This is a genomic window from Parasutterella muris (genome assembly GCF_943193095.1).
Lineage (GTDB): Bacteria > Pseudomonadota > Gammaproteobacteria > Burkholderiales > Burkholderiaceae_F > Parasutterella > Parasutterella muris.
Map to the genome: position 1 here is coordinate 1 of NZ_CALPCV010000001.1, position 14,613 is coordinate 14,613.

The 14,613-nt window shown below is 49.0% G+C and carries 15 protein-coding genes and 1 tRNA gene; 1 reads left to right on the forward strand and 15 read right to left on the reverse strand.

The annotated features are described in order from the left end of the window. Positions 1 to 284: 284 nt before the first annotated feature. The 12 genes from NFR90_RS00005 to NFR90_RS00060 form a co-directional block, all read right to left on the reverse strand. On the reverse strand, positions 285 to 659 hold the full coding sequence (locus NFR90_RS00005) for a helix-turn-helix domain-containing protein (protein WP_160334263.1): 375 nt from the start codon (positions 657 to 659) through the stop codon (positions 285 to 287). Between the two features lie 2 nt (positions 660 to 661). After that, complete coding sequence (gene ychF / locus NFR90_RS00010; protein WP_160334262.1) at positions 662 to 1,756, reverse strand: redox-regulated ATPase YchF; 1,095 nt, start codon at positions 1,754 to 1,756, stop codon at positions 662 to 664. Further along, on the reverse strand, positions 1,757 to 2,224 hold the full coding sequence (locus tag NFR90_RS00015) for a 2-thiouracil desulfurase family protein (RefSeq protein WP_160334261.1): 468 nt from the start codon (positions 2,222 to 2,224) through the stop codon (positions 1,757 to 1,759). It lies immediately after the preceding gene. Continuing rightward, positions 2,199 to 2,801 carry an aminoacyl-tRNA hydrolase gene (gene pth, locus NFR90_RS00020; RefSeq protein ID WP_160334260.1) on the reverse strand — a complete coding sequence of 201 codons (603 nt, stop codon included), beginning with the start codon at positions 2,799 to 2,801 and terminating at the stop codon, positions 2,199 to 2,201. The genes NFR90_RS00015 and pth overlap by 26 nt, the downstream gene beginning before the upstream one ends. Further along, positions 2,798 to 4,555 (reverse strand): DEAD/DEAH box helicase, encoded by a 1,758-nt coding sequence (locus NFR90_RS00025; protein ID WP_251449746.1) that lies wholly within the window; start codon positions 4,553 to 4,555, stop codon positions 2,798 to 2,800. The genes pth and NFR90_RS00025 overlap by 4 nt, the downstream gene beginning before the upstream one ends. Before the next feature lie 88 nt (positions 4,556 to 4,643). Beyond that, complete coding sequence (locus NFR90_RS00030; protein ID WP_160334258.1) at positions 4,644 to 5,291, reverse strand: 50S ribosomal protein L25/general stress protein Ctc; 648 nt, start codon at positions 5,289 to 5,291, stop codon at positions 4,644 to 4,646. 57 nt (positions 5,292 to 5,348) lie between these two features. Then, positions 5,349 to 6,299, reverse strand: coding sequence for a ribose-phosphate pyrophosphokinase (locus tag NFR90_RS00035; RefSeq protein ID WP_202074516.1), 951 nt, complete (start codon positions 6,297 to 6,299; stop codon positions 5,349 to 5,351). 65 nt (positions 6,300 to 6,364) lie between these two features. Continuing rightward, positions 6,365 to 6,440 (reverse strand) — tRNA-Gln (locus NFR90_RS00040). Positions 6,441 to 6,454: 14 nt separating this feature from the next. Beyond that, the gene (gene ispE, locus NFR90_RS00045) at positions 6,455 to 7,312 is read right to left on the reverse strand and encodes a 4-(cytidine 5'-diphospho)-2-C-methyl-D-erythritol kinase (RefSeq protein WP_160334256.1); all 858 of its coding nucleotides are present in this window, start codon (positions 7,310 to 7,312) and stop codon (positions 6,455 to 6,457) included. Next, positions 7,309 to 7,818: a lipoprotein insertase outer membrane protein LolB gene (locus tag NFR90_RS00050; protein WP_160334255.1), complete on the reverse strand. Its 510-nt coding sequence runs from the start codon at positions 7,816 to 7,818 to the stop codon at positions 7,309 to 7,311. Before NFR90_RS00050 ends, ispE begins: the two co-directional genes overlap by 4 nt. After that, positions 7,802 to 9,547, reverse strand: coding sequence for a tetratricopeptide repeat protein (locus NFR90_RS00055; protein ID WP_251449748.1), 1,746 nt, complete (start codon positions 9,545 to 9,547; stop codon positions 7,802 to 7,804). Before NFR90_RS00055 ends, NFR90_RS00050 begins: the two co-directional genes overlap by 17 nt. A gap of 99 nt (positions 9,548 to 9,646) precedes the next feature. Beyond that, positions 9,647 to 10,933, reverse strand: coding sequence for a M20/M25/M40 family metallo-hydrolase (locus NFR90_RS00060; protein WP_160334253.1), 1,287 nt, complete (start codon positions 10,931 to 10,933; stop codon positions 9,647 to 9,649). Positions 10,934 to 11,158: 225 nt separating this feature from the next. Between NFR90_RS00060 and ahpC the strand changes: the two genes are divergently transcribed. Continuing rightward, the gene (gene ahpC, locus NFR90_RS00065; RefSeq protein ID WP_160334252.1) at positions 11,159 to 11,722 is read left to right on the forward strand and encodes an alkyl hydroperoxide reductase subunit C; all 564 of its coding nucleotides are present in this window, start codon (positions 11,159 to 11,161) and stop codon (positions 11,720 to 11,722) included. A 123-nt stretch (positions 11,723 to 11,845) separates the two neighbouring features. Here the strand turns inward: ahpC and NFR90_RS00070 are convergent, their stop codons facing one another. The 3 genes from NFR90_RS00070 to NFR90_RS00080 are packed head-to-tail and all read right to left on the reverse strand — an operon-like array spanning position 11,846 to position 14,590. Next, on the reverse strand, positions 11,846 to 12,340 hold the full coding sequence (locus tag NFR90_RS00070) for an AtaL-like protein (protein ID WP_251449750.1): 495 nt from the start codon (positions 12,338 to 12,340) through the stop codon (positions 11,846 to 11,848). Then, positions 12,312 to 13,436: an amino acid ABC transporter permease gene (locus NFR90_RS00075; RefSeq protein ID WP_251449752.1), complete on the reverse strand. Its 1,125-nt coding sequence runs from the start codon at positions 13,434 to 13,436 to the stop codon at positions 12,312 to 12,314. Before NFR90_RS00075 ends, NFR90_RS00070 begins: the two co-directional genes overlap by 29 nt. Next, complete coding sequence (locus NFR90_RS00080) at positions 13,433 to 14,590, reverse strand: amino acid ABC transporter permease (RefSeq protein WP_251449754.1); 1,158 nt, start codon at positions 14,588 to 14,590, stop codon at positions 13,433 to 13,435. Before NFR90_RS00080 ends, NFR90_RS00075 begins: the two co-directional genes overlap by 4 nt. Between the last annotated feature and the right edge of the window lie 23 nt (positions 14,591 to 14,613).

The following is a 14,613-nucleotide window of genomic DNA, read 5'->3' on the forward strand; positions in this document are numbered from 1 at the left end:
TGAAACGCCTCCACGCCGATGATAGTGAGTTGTATTTCTTGCGAAAGTAGGTAGTCTCCGGGCTCTCCATTCTTAAAACCTCTTACTGCGAACGCGGTGAGAGGTTTTATTTTGTCCGTGCAGAGGGGTGATAAATTTATTCGCTTTCAGAAGGCATTCTTTGGCGAACGTGAATATGACTAGCCGCCCAAAATCTTCGCAGGTGAGTTATTTCGCCTGCGCCAATGGGTGTTCATCGATCTGCTATGAGCAAGCAAAAGGCCTCTTAACGAGGCCTATAGGATTTATTTGCTTCGCTTAACGTTCCTAATTTTTCTTTTGATGTTTGGGGCAAGCCGCTCAAGGGCGTCTATTGTGTTGAACACCGTCACGCGCCCCTTCAAAGATAGTGTCCTAAATTTTTGAAGCAGCACATCTTCCTCCCTTCCAGGGACATGACGTTCGTTCGTAATAATGTACAAAACGTCAAAACCAATACTGGAAAGTCTCGGCATTCTGAAAATGCCAGGATCGCTGTCGCCTTCCTCAAAACGGATGTAGGCATCGATTGGAATGCCGAGAAGCTGTGAAATTTGCTGCTCTGAATATCCCAGCCTTTCACGTTCCTCGCGCAGCCTCTCCCCAATTTCCTGTCTTTGTCGGGTACTTGTCAGTGCCATCTTTATACGTTGAATAAGAAGTTCATGATGTCGCCATCCTGAACAACATAGTCTTTACCTTCAACTCTCAGCTTACCAGCTTCTTTAGCGCCCTGCTCGCCGTTGTATTGAACATAATCGTCATAGCTGATTGTCTGGGCTCTAATGAAACCGCGCTCAAAGTCTGTGTGAATAACGCCGGCTGCCTGAGGAGCAAGATCTCCCTTATGGATGGTCCATGCGCGTACTTCTTTAACACCGGCAGTGAAGTATGTTTCCAGGCCTAGCAGCTGGTAGGCGGCTCGAATAACGCGATTCAGACCCGGTTCGTGCATGCCGATATCTTCAAGGAATATCTGTTTTTCTTCGTCAGGAAGATCTGAGATTTCAGCTTCGATCTTTGCACATACGGCAACAACAGGCGCTTTTTCAGCTGCAGCATGTTCCTTGACCTTGTCCAGAAGAGGATTATTTTCAAAACCGTCTTCTTCTACGTTTGCAACGTACATAACCGGTTTCAGCGTCAGCAGGAACAGGGGTCTGATAATAGCCAGTTCGTCTTTATTTAAGTCAACCATGCGGGCAGGTTTGCCTTCATTAAGGACCGGCTGAAGTTTCTCCAGCACTTTGACCAGTTTCAACGCTTCCTTATCGCCGCCGGCACGAGCCTGCTTAGAGTACTTGTTCAGCTGTTTTTCAACTGAGGCTAAGTCGGCCAGGGCTAATTCAGTATTGATAACGGAGATATCATCCAGCGGATCAACTTTTCCGGATACATGAACGATATTCTCATCATCAAAACATCTGACGATATGAGCGATCGCATCGCATTCACGAATATTTGCTAAGAATTGATTGCCTAATCCTTCACCCGCACTGGCTCCGGCCACTAGCCCGGCAATATCGACAAACTCAACTGTTGCAGGAACAATGCGCTGAGGAGAGACAATTTCTGCAAGCTTCGCTAAACGCGGATCCGGAACTTCAACAATACCGACGTTCGGCTCAATCGTGCAGAACGGATAGTTTTCTGCCGCAATTCCGGCTTTAGTTAGTGCATTAAATAACGTAGATTTACCAACATTAGGAAGTCCTACGATGCCGCATTTCAAACCCATTTATTTTCCTCTTATCTTTTCAATTGCTTGGCTAACTTCAGATTCATTGAAAATTTTAATTCCGTTTTCGGACAGGAGCCTTGAAGTAATACCTTCACCTTTAGTTAACTGACCGGTGAAGGAGCCGTCATATATAAAACCTTTTCCGCAAGAAGGGCTCTTCGATTTGAGAACTGCTACTCGAATTCCATAATTTTTACAGATATTCAGTGTCTCGTGCGCACCTAATCTGAAAAAAACTGAAATATCTCGGCCGTCTGAAGCAATGACCTTGCCGGTGTGTGACTGCTGCTCGGATGCAAGCCGCGGACAGGGAAGACCGCCAAGCATCTCAGGACAAGCGGAGATCACCTCGGCTGAGTTTTTTAATCGATCAATAAGCTCGTCTGATATTTTCTTATCCGATCCGTCATACCTGATTGGATAGCCGAGAAGACAAGCACTAACGAGTACTCGTTCTTTTTTCATTAAGTTTATTTGCCGCTTCCTTCAGATTTCCGCTGGCGATTAAAGCAGTATTTTCAATTCCTCTTTCGACTGCGTCTTCAATTAATTGACGGTCGTCAGGAGAAGGACGTGTCAGAACATAGTCAGCCACAGGTATGCTGAGCTGCTTGTTTCTCGGATGACCGATCCCGACTCTAAGCCGAACAAAATTAGGAGTACCGAGCTTTTCGGTGATGCTCTTTAATCCATTGTGACCAGCTGTTCCGCCGCCTTCTTTGAGCTTGATACTTCCAGGAGGAAGGTCAAGCTCATCATGGACGACGAGAATTTCCTCAGGCAGAATTTTATAAAAAGAGGCGAGGGCGGCCACTGCAATCCCGGATAAATTCATAAAGGTTGACGGTTTAAGGATGAAAACTTCCCGACCGTCTATCTTTACTCTGCAGACATCTCCTGAAAATTTCTTTTCAGGAGAAAAAAATCCGCCGAACTTCCGAGCTGCTTCATCGGCAAAAAGAAAACCTGCATTGTGCCGGGTGCCTTCATAGGAGGCACCCACATTTCCTAATCCAACAATTAAACGTATTGCCTTGCTCATTTAAACGCTTTCTTCGGAGCTTTGTTTTTCCGTTTCTCTTTCCCGCCTGACTTTTTGTAATGATAGGGAACGCGTTCGCTGTCTCTAGGCGCCCCTTCACGGTCATAGCGGACGATGCACTGACGTCCTTTAATAAAGGCGTCGCGCAATGCGTATATTACATCCTGAGCAACGTTTTCATCGACTTCAACGAGGGAGAATCTGTCAGCGATATCAATGGCTCCGATAAGTTTTGACGGAATTCCGGCTTCATTGGCGATCGCGCCGACAAGGTCCTGAGGACGAATGCCTGCATCTCTTCCGGTACCGATAAACAAACGGACCATTCCGGGAGAGAGGACTCTCTGTTTTGCTCTTCTATCCTCTCTGAAGCTTTCTCGACGATCGACACTGCTGTGTTCCTTTTTCCAAGAAAGATCTTCGGGAAGATCGACGTCAGAAACATCTTTCCAGTTAGCTTCGTTAGCAAGTTTGATGGCGGCAGCGGCAACGTCAATAATGTCGAATTCGTCACCAAGAATTTCAACGATTGAACGATAGCGTCCAAGATCAGAATCTCCAACGAGCAGCTCATGCAGCGAAGCACGGGTGAGGTCAAGACGTTTAGCATGTACGTCGGTCGCGGTCGGTACGGACAGGACGCTGATTTTGCGTTTAGTGATTCGTTCAATATTCTTTAGTAAGCGGCTTTCGCGCGGTTCAAGAATGGTAATGGCTGTGCCTTCTCGTCCTGCACGGCCAGTTCTTCCGATACGGTGAATGTATGTTTCTGCAGAAGACGGGATACCGAAATTGATGACATGACTCAGGTGATCAATATCAATGCCGCGCGCAGCAACGTCTGTTGCCACGATCACGTCAACCTGTTCTGCTCTGGCGCGTTTCATCACTCGGTCGCGCTGCGCTTGATCCAATCCGCCGTGAAGCGGCTCAACGCTGTAGCCTCTGCCTCTTAGAGATTCTGCCAGCTCGTCAACTTCATTGCGGGTTCTTGCAAACACAATAGCGAGTTTCGGACTTTCAATGTCAAGAATGCGTCCAAGCGCCGCGGTTTTATGATTTTTTCCGACGATATAAGCAGTCTGTTTAACTTTGGGCTGCTCTCCTTCGGGAACTTTTTCTTTAGGAATGAGAATGTGGCATGCATCGTGCAGATGATTTTCTGCAATTTTAGAAATTCTCGCAGGCAAGGTGGCTGAAAACAGGGCGGTTTGACGTTTTGCAGGAAGAGCCTCGAAAATCGCATCCAGTTCATCCGCAAAACCCATGTCCAGCATTTCGTCAGCTTCATCAAGTACTACAGCTTGGATGTCTGAGAGGTCAAGCGTTCCTCTCTTTATGTGATCCAAAGCTCTTCCCGGGGTTGCGACAACAATATGGACCCTGCGGTTGAGGGCTCGGATCTGCCGGCTGTACTCCTGACCGCCGTATACAGGCAGAACAACAATATTGGAATCTTTTCCGAAACTGTTGACTGCTTCTGAAACCTGAATACACAGTTCGCGGGTCGGTGTAAGGATAAGAATTTTTGGTTTTCCGGGTTTCTGATCCAGACAGTAGCGCTGAATCAGAGGTAAAGAAAAGGCTGCCGTTTTTCCTGTTCCGGTGGCAGCCTGACCGAGGACATCTCGGCCTTGAATAAGTTCGGGAATAGCCTTTGTTTGAATAGGTGTCGGTTCTTCGAAGCCAAGTTTGGCCAGGGAACTGACCAGTGTGTCACACAGCCCTAAATCGGCAAATGGATTAGATGACATTTAAGCTCCCATCATTAGTTAATCTTTTAATTATGAATAAAAAAAGCCGCGGCTTAGCCGCGGCAAAGCATTTTGAGTACTCAGATGATTACTGAGCCGGTGCTTCCTCAGACTTCTCTGCTGTAGCAGGAACGGCGTCAGCTGGAACTTCCTCAGCAGGAGCTTCGTCAACTTCCTCAGCCATGATGACAGCAGAAGCAACAGTCGGATCCTCGTTCGGTTTGAGGATGGCTGTAACGCCTTCAGGAAGAGTAATGTCGGAAACGTGGATCGGTTTTTCAACTGTAAGACCGGAGAGGTCAACAGTGATGTGTTCAGGCAGCTGATCCGGCAGGCAGGAAACGAGAAGCTCGGAGATAGCGTGGTTGATGTTGGCTTTTTCAGCAACAACGGCCGGGCTGGTTTCTTCGCCGACAAAGTGCAGAGGCACGTTCATGCGGATCGGTTCATCAGCAGCGACTCTCTGGAAGTCGATGTGGAGAACCTGAGGCTTGTAAGGATGCATCTGGAAAGAACGGAGCAGAACACGTTCGCTCTTTCCGTCAAGAACCATCTCAAGAATAGATGCATGGAATTTTTCCTTGCGAAGAGCATGGAAAATTTCGTTGTGATCTAACTCGATGGGAGTCGCAGCGACTTTACCACCATAGACGATTCCGGGAAGCTTATCCGCACGGCGAAGGCGGCGGCTCGCACCCGTACCTTGCGCTTTACGTGTGACAGCAGTGAATTTCATTTAAAAATCTCCAAAAATAATACTGCCGGCCGCGACCAGCCGGCAGAGGGGACATAACTACTCAGCAAACAGACTGCTTACTGAGGACTCGCAAGCAATGCGAGAGATCGTCTCGCCCAGAAGAGAAGAGCAGCTCAGCTGTCTAATCTTCTGACAGGCAAGAGCGTCTTGACGAAGCGGGATTGTATCAGTAACAACGACCTCATCAAGAGCAGAATTTGTAATTTTTTCTACGGCGTTGCCGGAGAAAACCGGATGTGTTGCATAGGCGAGAACTTTCTTGGCGCCGCGCTCTTTCAGAGCATCGGCGGCATGACAAAGAGTTCCGGCGGTATCAACAATGTCATCAACAATGACGCAGGTTCTTCCTTCAATTTCTCCGATGATATTCATTACTTCGGAGACGTTCGCTCTGGGACGACGCTTATCGATAATGGCAAGATCGCATTCCATGCGTTTTGCCACAGCTCTTGCGCGAACCACTCCGCCAACGTCCGGAGAAACGACAACAAGATCGGAATAGTTGTGCTTCCAGAGGTCACCTAAAAGGATCGGGCTGGCGTAAATGTTATCGACAGGAACATCGAAAAAGCCCTGGATCTGGTCAGCGTGAAGATCCATTGTCAGAACGCGGTCGATTCCGGCTGCCTGAAGCATATTGGCAACCACTTTCGCGCTGATGGCAACACGAGTGGAGCGCGGTCTGCGGTCCTGACGTGCATAACCGTAGTAAGGAATAACAGCAGTGATTCGGGCAGCAGAAGCTCTTCTGAGAGCGTCAACCATAATGACAAGTTCCATCAAATTGTCATTGGTGGGAACACAAGTCGGCTGAACGATAAATACGTCTCTGCCGCGGACATTCTCATTCAGTTCTACCTGAACTTCGCCGTCTGAGAAGCGACTTACAGTGGCTCTTCCCAGAGGAATGTTGAGATGCTGAACAACAGCTTGCGCTAATTTCGGATTAGCATTGCCTGAGAAGACCATCAGGCTGTCTGGAACCATTTGGACCATGATGTTTGCTCTATCGGGAAAGATAACAGCGTTAAAAGAACTCACAGACGTCGGTATGGCAGGGGAGGAAGGATTCGAACCTTCGTATGCCGGGATCAAAACCCGGTGCCTTAACCACTTGGCGACTCCCCTGTGTTTCCAACGTACTACGACTCAATCCACCCACTGAGCGGATGAATCTTTAAACTCTTGACTATCCACTGCTTCCAGCCCGAAGGCAGAGGAGCAAGCGGACAGACTTCCGAACCTAATTCTACAGCGGAAAAAACTGCCGATCCTGATCCTGTCATTCGAGGACGGCTTATCGGCTTCATTAGTCTGAAAGCGTCCTCTACGGCAGGACATAAACTGCGCGTTACGGGCTCTAAATCGTTGCGCCCGATGAGCGCAAGCGGAAAGGCGGAGACCAGTCCTGGAAAGTGCAACATTCTGATAGATTTAGTATTTCTTGTCAAATCAGGGCTTCCGAACACCTTGGCAGTAGGCACAGAAACATTCGGGAAAACGACTAGGGCCTTAAAGTCAGGGATCGGACAGGGGGTCAGTACTTCACCGACTCCCTCCGCAAATGCATCTTGGCCAAATATGAAAAAGGGGACATCTGCACCAAGTTCCAATCCCAAACGCATGAGCTCGGTTCTGCTTAAATTCAGTCCCCAAAGGCGATTTAGACCGATCAGACAGGTCGCGGCGTCGGAAGATCCTCCACCCATGCCGGCACCGTGAGGAATTTGTTTACGAACTGTAATTCGACAGCCTTTTTGAGGAGCAAGTCTTTGAAGAAGTTTTGCTGCACGCCAGCAGAGATCTTTCTCCACGTCCCACTCGATATCTCCGACGCGTTCAATTGCGCCCGAGGGAAGCTCCTCAAGGTCGATCTGATCGCGTAAGTCAATTAGAACGAAAATCGATTCCAGCAGATGCATGCCGTCAGACTTTCTTCCGGTGACGTGCAGGAACAGGTTCAGTTTAGCCGGGGCGGGAAGGTTTAAGTAAGTGTTCACTTTTCTTTTTTAGGCAGAAGCGTAATCGTGATATTCATGTCAGAAGCGGGTGCTTTTCCTTTGCCGAAAATTCTTTGAACATCGCCGTTCGGAGCTCGCGAAATTTCAACTTTCCATCCCTGCGCAGCTGCGGAGGCTTTCGAAGAGCCTTCTAACCAGCTCTGAAGCTCTTCAAAATTGACCGGAACGCCTACCGCTTGGTTCAGAAGTTCAGAGGTGCTGCGCGCACGACGGATTCCCTCTCTTGTTTCCATCGTTGAAACGGTGCTGTTTTCTTCTATCTTGGCGACGGATGCTCCAAGCGGTCCGGTGATCAAAAGCGTCTTTTTTTCAGGACTGACCGTAAAACGGAAATTTCCGCTGTGTCGTTCCGCGGATGAGGCAGATTGGCTGAGGACGGAAAATCGCCCTGTCCATACTTCTGTATTTTCAGGGACAGACAGGGTGCTGCATGCACTCAGAAGTGCAGTCAGGAAAAGAAAAAAGATTTTACTTAGCTGCCGCATCTTTTATTTTCAGTCTTGACTTGAGAAGTTTGGTTTCAATGTTGTCCGGCCACTCTTTTTCAGCCTTCTTCAGTAATTCCAAAGCCCGACTCTTTTTCCCGGTTGTCCAATAAAGTTCTGTTAAATGGAGGTACACATCGAGTTCAGGTAATTTATCGAGTGCTTCGTTCAGATATTTTTCAGCTTCGGCATACTTCTTCTGTTTAAAAGCCAGCCAGCCCTTTGAATCAAGAATAAACGGATCCGTCGGGTCTAACTCATAGGCTCGATTGATATAGCGCTCAGCCTCCTTAATTCTTCTCGGAGCAGATTCAAGCAGTGAATAGCCAAGCGAGTTATATGCACCCGAGAAATCAGGGTCGATTTCAATCGCTTTCTTCAGGTGTTTTTCTGCAGTCTTCAGATCGCCGTCCTGCTCGGCAAGCATTGCGGCTTCGTAGTACATGCTTTTTGAGTAAGCGAGCTTTTTCAGTCCTTCATTCAGCGCCGCTTTAGCCTTTGCGCGATTATTCATCTCCAGATAGATTCGTGCCTCCAGGAGATACCTCTCCTCTGAAATTGCGTCATTCTCCGTACCGATTTGAGACAGGCTTTTTAGGGCTGCAGGGAAATCATTTTGGCGAGCATAGATATTTGCCATTTGGAGAAAAGCTGCGGAGGCCAGCTTTCCTGTTACTTTGGAGCAGTATTGGACAGCTTTAGGAAAATCTTTATCCTGAATCGCTGCATCGCTGAGCATTAGATAGGCTCTGGAGAGATTCTCATTCTGATCCGACTTGTTCTGATTTTGCTTCACAAAACCTTCCAGCAGCTCCTTTGCGGACTCAAAGCGTCTTAGTTCAAGCAGACTGGCGCTTGCAGAGAGAACGAATTCCGGGTCATTGGTGTATTGCGAAACCAGTTTGTCAAAGGATTTGTAATCTCCTTTTTTAAGCAGAAGCTGCGTGTAAGCGTTTCTGGCAGCCTTGCTGCCAGGCTTTTTCTGAAGAAAATTAGTGAGAAGCTTCATCGCTTCTTCGGGCTGTACTCCGGCAAGCATTCCCGCAAGGACCGAAACGGTCTCCTCGTTGGCATTGATCGAGTACGCTTTTTTCGCGTATTCGAGGGCAGTATTCATGTTGCCGTTCAGCAGCTCGAGACGCGCAAGTCCCAGCTGGGTTTCATAGAGATCCCGGTATTTGACGGTAGCCGACTGGAAAAACTGCAGGGCTTGTTTGCGGTCTTTCGCCAGGGCGAGCTGAGCCTGAAGTTCGAGGATGTTTTTTCCTCTTTCCGGAGAATTCTCCAGGTAGGCGGACTCAATCGGCAACGCGACAGCGTAGTTGCCGGAGAGAATGTTTGCAGACAAATAATGACGCTGGGCATCCCGGTTGGAAGGTGCGAGCTTGAGCCAAGTTGCTGTTGCCTGTCGGAATTCTTTCAGCGCGTTAGCCGCGACTGCAATTTGAACGGCTCGTTCGGCTAATCTGGGGTCTTTGGTTTCGTCAGCTATCGCGAGATAAGTGCGGAAAGCAGCGCCCGCCTGTCCGCGCTGAAGGGCGACTTCACTGGCTATGATTTGAAAAAGCAGTCGGCTGTTGAGGTGAACTTTTGGTATTTCACTATCACTGCTGAGTTGTTTTTCAGCCTTATTAGCCTCTTTTACTCCGGTTTCCTGAGCATAACCGGTCTGAATCCCGAGGCCGATCAGCGCGAGCATAGCCGCCGCAATCTTTATTTTTATTAACACGCCCTTCATCCGAATGGAATTAAATAGAACTAGACGGAGAAAGTTTAGCCCAATTAGTTCGGCCCAAGCATGAAGGGCGTATTAAGTTACCCGTTTAGATTACTTTCTTTTTGGTAAAAGAGGCAGAGTTTCAGCCTCGAGACCGACAAGAGCAAGTGCGCTCAGGAATGTGAGCTGAGGGCCGAGGTAGGAATCTGTCGGGTCATACCATTCTTTTAGGGAGTGGTTATAGCCCTCTTTTCCACCGCCTCCAAGCGTAGTAGCTGGAATACCAAGGCTCAATGCAACGTTTTGGTCGGTACTTGCACAGCCGTATGTGGTGAGAGCAATTCCGAGATGGTTCATAGAGGCACGAGCCGCAAGGAGGATCGGGCTGTCGTTTTGCTGATCTCCGGCAGGACGGTGTCCGATAGGTTCAATGCTCAGTTTTATTTTCGTCTCTTCTGTCGCGTTCCAGCGCTTGTTTTCGGCTTCGCAAGCTTCTTCGAAGATCGGGAGAATACGTTCAACAAGTTTGTTCAGCTCATCGTTGTTGATTGAGCGGGTATCGAGTTCCAGCTGAGCCTTTGCGGGGATCGCATTGATTGAACTTCCGCCCTGAACAGTACCGACGGAGAAGGTCGTTTTTGGCGACTCGGAAACCTGAAGGTCAGCGATTTTCGCGATTGCGCGGCCGAGCGCATGGTTGGCATTCGGAATACCGAAATTGCTCCAGCTGTGTCCTCCGGGGCCGCTGAATGTGACGCGGAATCGGCGGGAGCCGGTGGAGCCGTGAAGCAGTACGCCGACATCGGCACCGTCAACGGAAATAAAACCGTCGATATGTTCTTCTCCGGCAGCAAAAAGGTGTTTGGAGCCGCGTAAGTCGCCGTTTCCCTCTTCACCGACGGTGGCAATAAAAAGAAGGTCGCCTTCGGTTTTAATGTCAAAAGCGTTAAGTGTTCGCAGAACTTCTAAAAGAACCGCAAGACCTCTGGCATCGTCGGAAATACCGGGGGCATAGAGAATGCCGTTTTCCCGACGGACTTTAACGTTTGTGCCCTTTGGAAAAACGGTGTCAAGGTGCGCACCCAGCACCAGGCGGGGGCCGTTTCCGTTTCCGGGACGAACGCCGATAACATTACCGATGCCGTCAATTCGGACATTCTTAAGGCCAAGTTCCTTCAATTGACGCGCAAAGTATTCAGCGCGAGCTTCTTCATGGAATGGGGGCGCTTCAACTTCAGTCAGACTGATCTGATCCTCAATCGTCAGAGTTTCATCTTTTTTAATTTGTTCCAGAGCGCTTTTAATGATCGGTATCAGGGAGAGCCGATCAAGTGTATCAGTGACAATGGAAGGGACCGGCGCGAGCGCGGCAGCCTGAGGTGATGCAGATGCAGTCATTGGTGGGTAACTCCTCTAAAAGCGCCTATCTTATGAAGATTTGTTCGAATAAGCAAGAAATATGGAGTTACAAAGAAAAAATTGAAATAAATGATATTTAACTTATTGAATATAAATAGAATATATAAGTTGTTATTAAAAGAAACCCCATAATGGCCAGTAAGGGGTTTGATTTGCCGGAAGTTGTCCGATATTGTTGTCGCACTTTTATTAAAGGAGAAATGAATGTCCCTTATCGGAACACAGCTTCAGCCGTTCACAGCTGAGGCTTTTGAAAAATTCGAATTCAAGACCATCACTGACGCCGATCTGAAAGGTAAGTGGTCTGTTGTTTTCTTCTACCCGGCTGACTTCACATTTGTCTGCCCGACAGAGCTTGAAGATCTCGCTGACAACTATGCTGAATTCCAGAAGATCGGCTGCGAAATTTACTCTGTTTCCACAGATACGCATTTTGCTCACAAAGCTTGGCACGACTCTTCTGAAGCCATTAAAAAGGTTCAGTTCCCGATGCTTGGCGATCCGACAGGTCAGCTCTCTCGCAATTTCGGCGTGATGATTGAGTCTGCCGGTCTTGCTCAGCGCGGCACTTTCGTGATCAATCCGAACGGCCGTATCGTTGCCTGCGAAATCCATGACGAAGGCATCGGTCGTGACGCTAAGGAACTTCTGCGCAAGGTTCAGGCTGCTCAGTTCATTGAAGCCAACCCCGGCATGGTCTGCCCGGCCAAATGGAAACCCGGTAAAGACACTCTGAAGCCGTCTATCGACCTCGTCGGTGCGATCTAAGACAGAGTCTCGCTTATACAAAGCGATTTTGTCTGATTCATAGTTTCCAAACCCTCCGTCGGAATCTCCTTCGGAGGGTTTCTTGTTTGCTTCAGACGGTCTGCGCAGGCGGCCTTAGCGCAGTTACTTTACATTCCCTTTCAGTAGCAGTCCGAGTACCCCTGCGGTCAGCTCTTCATCTTTTAATTTCCACGCGTTATGGATGAGCCCCTGTATTTCGCGCGGGTGTTCCAATTTTCTTTCTGCCTTTTCCTTTAAATCTTCTTTATACGTGAAGTGCAGCGCGTACTGACCGTTGTCATTGCGCACGATTCTGATTTCGAGTGTGGATCTCGGATTATGCGCAGCCGAGTCAATTGTCGTAAGAACGCGATCCTCAGGGAAAAATTCGAGCACTTCTTCAATGCAGTGGCCGCTGTGCATCTGCACGCGCAGTTTCTGGGTTATTTTCCCAGGTTCTTCTTTGCGTTCGATCGCCTCGATTTCGGTAAAGAGGTCACTGAATTTATGTCGATTCAGTAAGACGTAAGTCAGCGCCTGCCATACCTGCTCACGCTCGAAGCGGTTTTCTTCACTTCCGATTTTTACTTCATGTTCCAACACGATCTGCATCGTCATTTTTTTGTCCTTCCTGAGCCGCCATTTGTTTCTTTTTTAGAATTCGCTGTTCCAGCCAAACACTGTAGCGGGACATAATAAAGCTGAATACAAAGTAGATTATGGCGATGAACAAATACCCTTCAAGGAAGAAGTTGCGCCAATTGGGATCACCCAAAGCGAGACGAAGGCTTCCGGTGAGGTCATACATGGAGACGATCGTGACAAGGGAAGTGTCCATGAAGGTTGAAAGCAGATTATTGACAAAAGCCGGGATAATCGCGGCGAGCGCCTGCGGCAGGATCGCTGAAACATAAGTCTGAAACTTATTCAGTCCGAGTGCGGCCGCGGCCTCAAACTGCCCCTTCGGTATGGTCTGCAGACCGCCTCGGACGGTTTCAGCCATATAAGCGGCCTGAAACAGCACGATACCGATGACGATTCGCCAGAACGCATCGATTCTCCAGCCCGGCGGGAGAATGAGCGGGAAGATGAAAGAGGCCACGAAGAGAACTGTAATCAGCGGCACGCCGCGGACCAATTCGATATAACCGATGCAGATATTACGGATGACGGTTAGTTTGGAAGTGCGACCGATCGCAAGAAGAATGCCGATCGGAGCTGAAGCCGTCATGCCGAAAAGCGTCAGAATGATTGTCAGAGGCAGGCCGCCCCAATAGTCCGGGTCGATGGAGCTCAGGCCGAAAATACCTCCTCTCATGAAGATGAAAAACGCTGCCAGAGCGGCGAGCCAGAGTGCACCGAGGATCTTTATACCGGTCTTGGTCCAGGTTTGAGGGAATGCGGAGACAAACAGCATAAGAAGGACTGCGCTGGTGCCGACGGCGGACCGCCATTGTTCATCGTAGGGGAAGCGGCCGAAAATGATCAGACGCCACTTTTCCGCGACAAATCCCCAGCAGGCTCCGTCATGATTTTTCAGACAGGCCTGAAAGTCAGCTCTGAAAATAGCGTCGGAAACACCCCATTTCCAAGCGTACCAGCCTGCGGCACCCACGAATAGAAATAGCCCGAGCGTGATTACGGAAGCGATTGGAGAATAAAAGAGCGAAGAGCGCAGAGAGTATGCCAGTCCGCGGTTTTGATGATGTTTCATCGCGCCCCCCTGGTCACCAAAGCATTAACTTTATTCATCAGGACGGAAATAATGAGGTTCAGGACCAGATATACCGACATGATGATGACGATGACTTCCAGTGCCTGTCCGTTTAAGTTGATCGTTGAATTGCCGATCGACACAAGATCCGGATAGCCGACCACCACCGCCAAGGAAGAGTTCTTTGTCAGATTCATATACTGACTGGCAAGCGGAGGTACAGCGAGTTTGAGGGCCTGAGGAAAGATAACGTAGCTGACGGTTTCCATCTGCGTCATGCCGAGTGAAAGAGCCGCGTTCCATTGTCCCTTAGGGACTGCGAGTACGCCGGCACGAATAATCTCTGCAATTGCTGAGGAGGTGAACAGTGTCAGACCGATCCAAAGAGCAAGGAATTCCGGAGAAAGGGAGCTGCCGCCTTCGATCGCAAAACCCTGAAGTTCAGGTTTGGACCAGCCGAAAATAATGCCCGCGGCGAACCAGACCGCGCCGCCCGCCAATAAGGCGCAGCCGAGCGCTAATGTACTGGAGATCAGGCCGGTATAAGTTTTAATAAAAGTTCTTCTGCAGAAAATAAAACACAGGATCGCTGAAACGGCTGAGGCTGCGGCGGCTGCATGAAAATCTGTCGGGACTGCGTACTGCAGTCCGGCTTTGGAAAGCAGGGCCCAAGAGCCGAAATGCAGCGCTTCCGTTGAATCGGGAAGCAGTTCCGTGATCAGCAGATAGATCAGCAGCAACTGAACGATAAGAGGGATGTTTCGATAGAACTCGACATGCGCCGCCCCCAGAAACTTCAGCAGCGGATGTTTGGACAGTCTCATTAAGCCGACGATGATGCCGAGGACTGTGGCGGTAATAATGGAAACTGCCGCAACACGAATGGTATTGAGCAGGCCGGCCAAAAACGCTCGTCCGTACGATTCTGTCGAGCTGAAGCTGATGAGCGATTCTCCCAGTTCAAAACCCGCGCTCTCGCTTAGGAAACCGAAGCCGGAATGAATATTTCTTGCTACGAGGTTGGATGAGATGTTAAATGCGAAGCTTCCGAAAATTACTAAAAGCGCAGCAAGCAGAATGAACTGCCAGATAAACGCTTTCTTTTTTCTTGATTTCTCCCGCCTGTGGAAAGCCTCGTCGCCGTGCCGATTCATAGTTTTAATAATAATGATGAGAC

Coding starts and splice junctions, on each gene's coding strand:
- NFR90_RS00005 (WP_160334263.1), bottom strand. CDS start 659: ATGGCACTGACAAGTACCCGACAAAGACAGGAAATTGGGGAGAGGCTG.
- ychF (WP_160334262.1), bottom strand. CDS start 1,756: ATGGGTTTGAAATGCGGCATCGTAGGACTTCCTAATGTTGGTAAATCT.
- NFR90_RS00015 (WP_160334261.1), bottom strand. CDS start 2,224: ATGAAAAAAGAACGAGTACTCGTTAGTGCTTGTCTTCTCGGCTATCCA.
- pth (WP_160334260.1), bottom strand. CDS start 2,801: ATGAGCAAGGCAATACGTTTAATTGTTGGATTAGGAAATGTGGGTGCC.
- NFR90_RS00025 (WP_251449746.1), bottom strand. CDS start 4,555: ATGTCATCTAATCCATTTGCCGATTTAGGGCTGTGTGACACACTGGTC.
- NFR90_RS00030 (WP_160334258.1), bottom strand. CDS start 5,291: ATGAAATTCACTGCTGTCACACGTAAAGCGCAAGGTACGGGTGCGAGC.
- NFR90_RS00035 (WP_202074516.1), bottom strand. CDS start 6,299: ATGGTTCCAGACAGCCTGATGGTCTTCTCAGGCAATGCTAATCCGAAA.
- NFR90_RS00050 (WP_160334255.1), bottom strand. CDS start 7,818: ATGCGGCAGCTAAGTAAAATCTTTTTTCTTTTCCTGACTGCACTTCTG.
- NFR90_RS00060 (WP_160334253.1), bottom strand. CDS start 10,933: ATGACTGCATCTGCATCACCTCAGGCTGCCGCGCTCGCGCCGGTCCCT.
- ahpC (WP_160334252.1), top strand. CDS start 11,159: ATGTCCCTTATCGGAACACAGCTTCAGCCGTTCACAGCTGAGGCTTTT.
- NFR90_RS00070 (WP_251449750.1), bottom strand. CDS start 12,340: ATGACGATGCAGATCGTGTTGGAACATGAAGTAAAAATCGGAAGTGAA.
- NFR90_RS00075 (WP_251449752.1), bottom strand. CDS start 13,436: ATGAAACATCATCAAAACCGCGGACTGGCATACTCTCTGCGCTCTTCG.
- NFR90_RS00080 (WP_251449754.1), bottom strand. CDS start 14,590: ATGAATCGGCACGGCGACGAGGCTTTCCACAGGCGGGAGAAATCAAGA.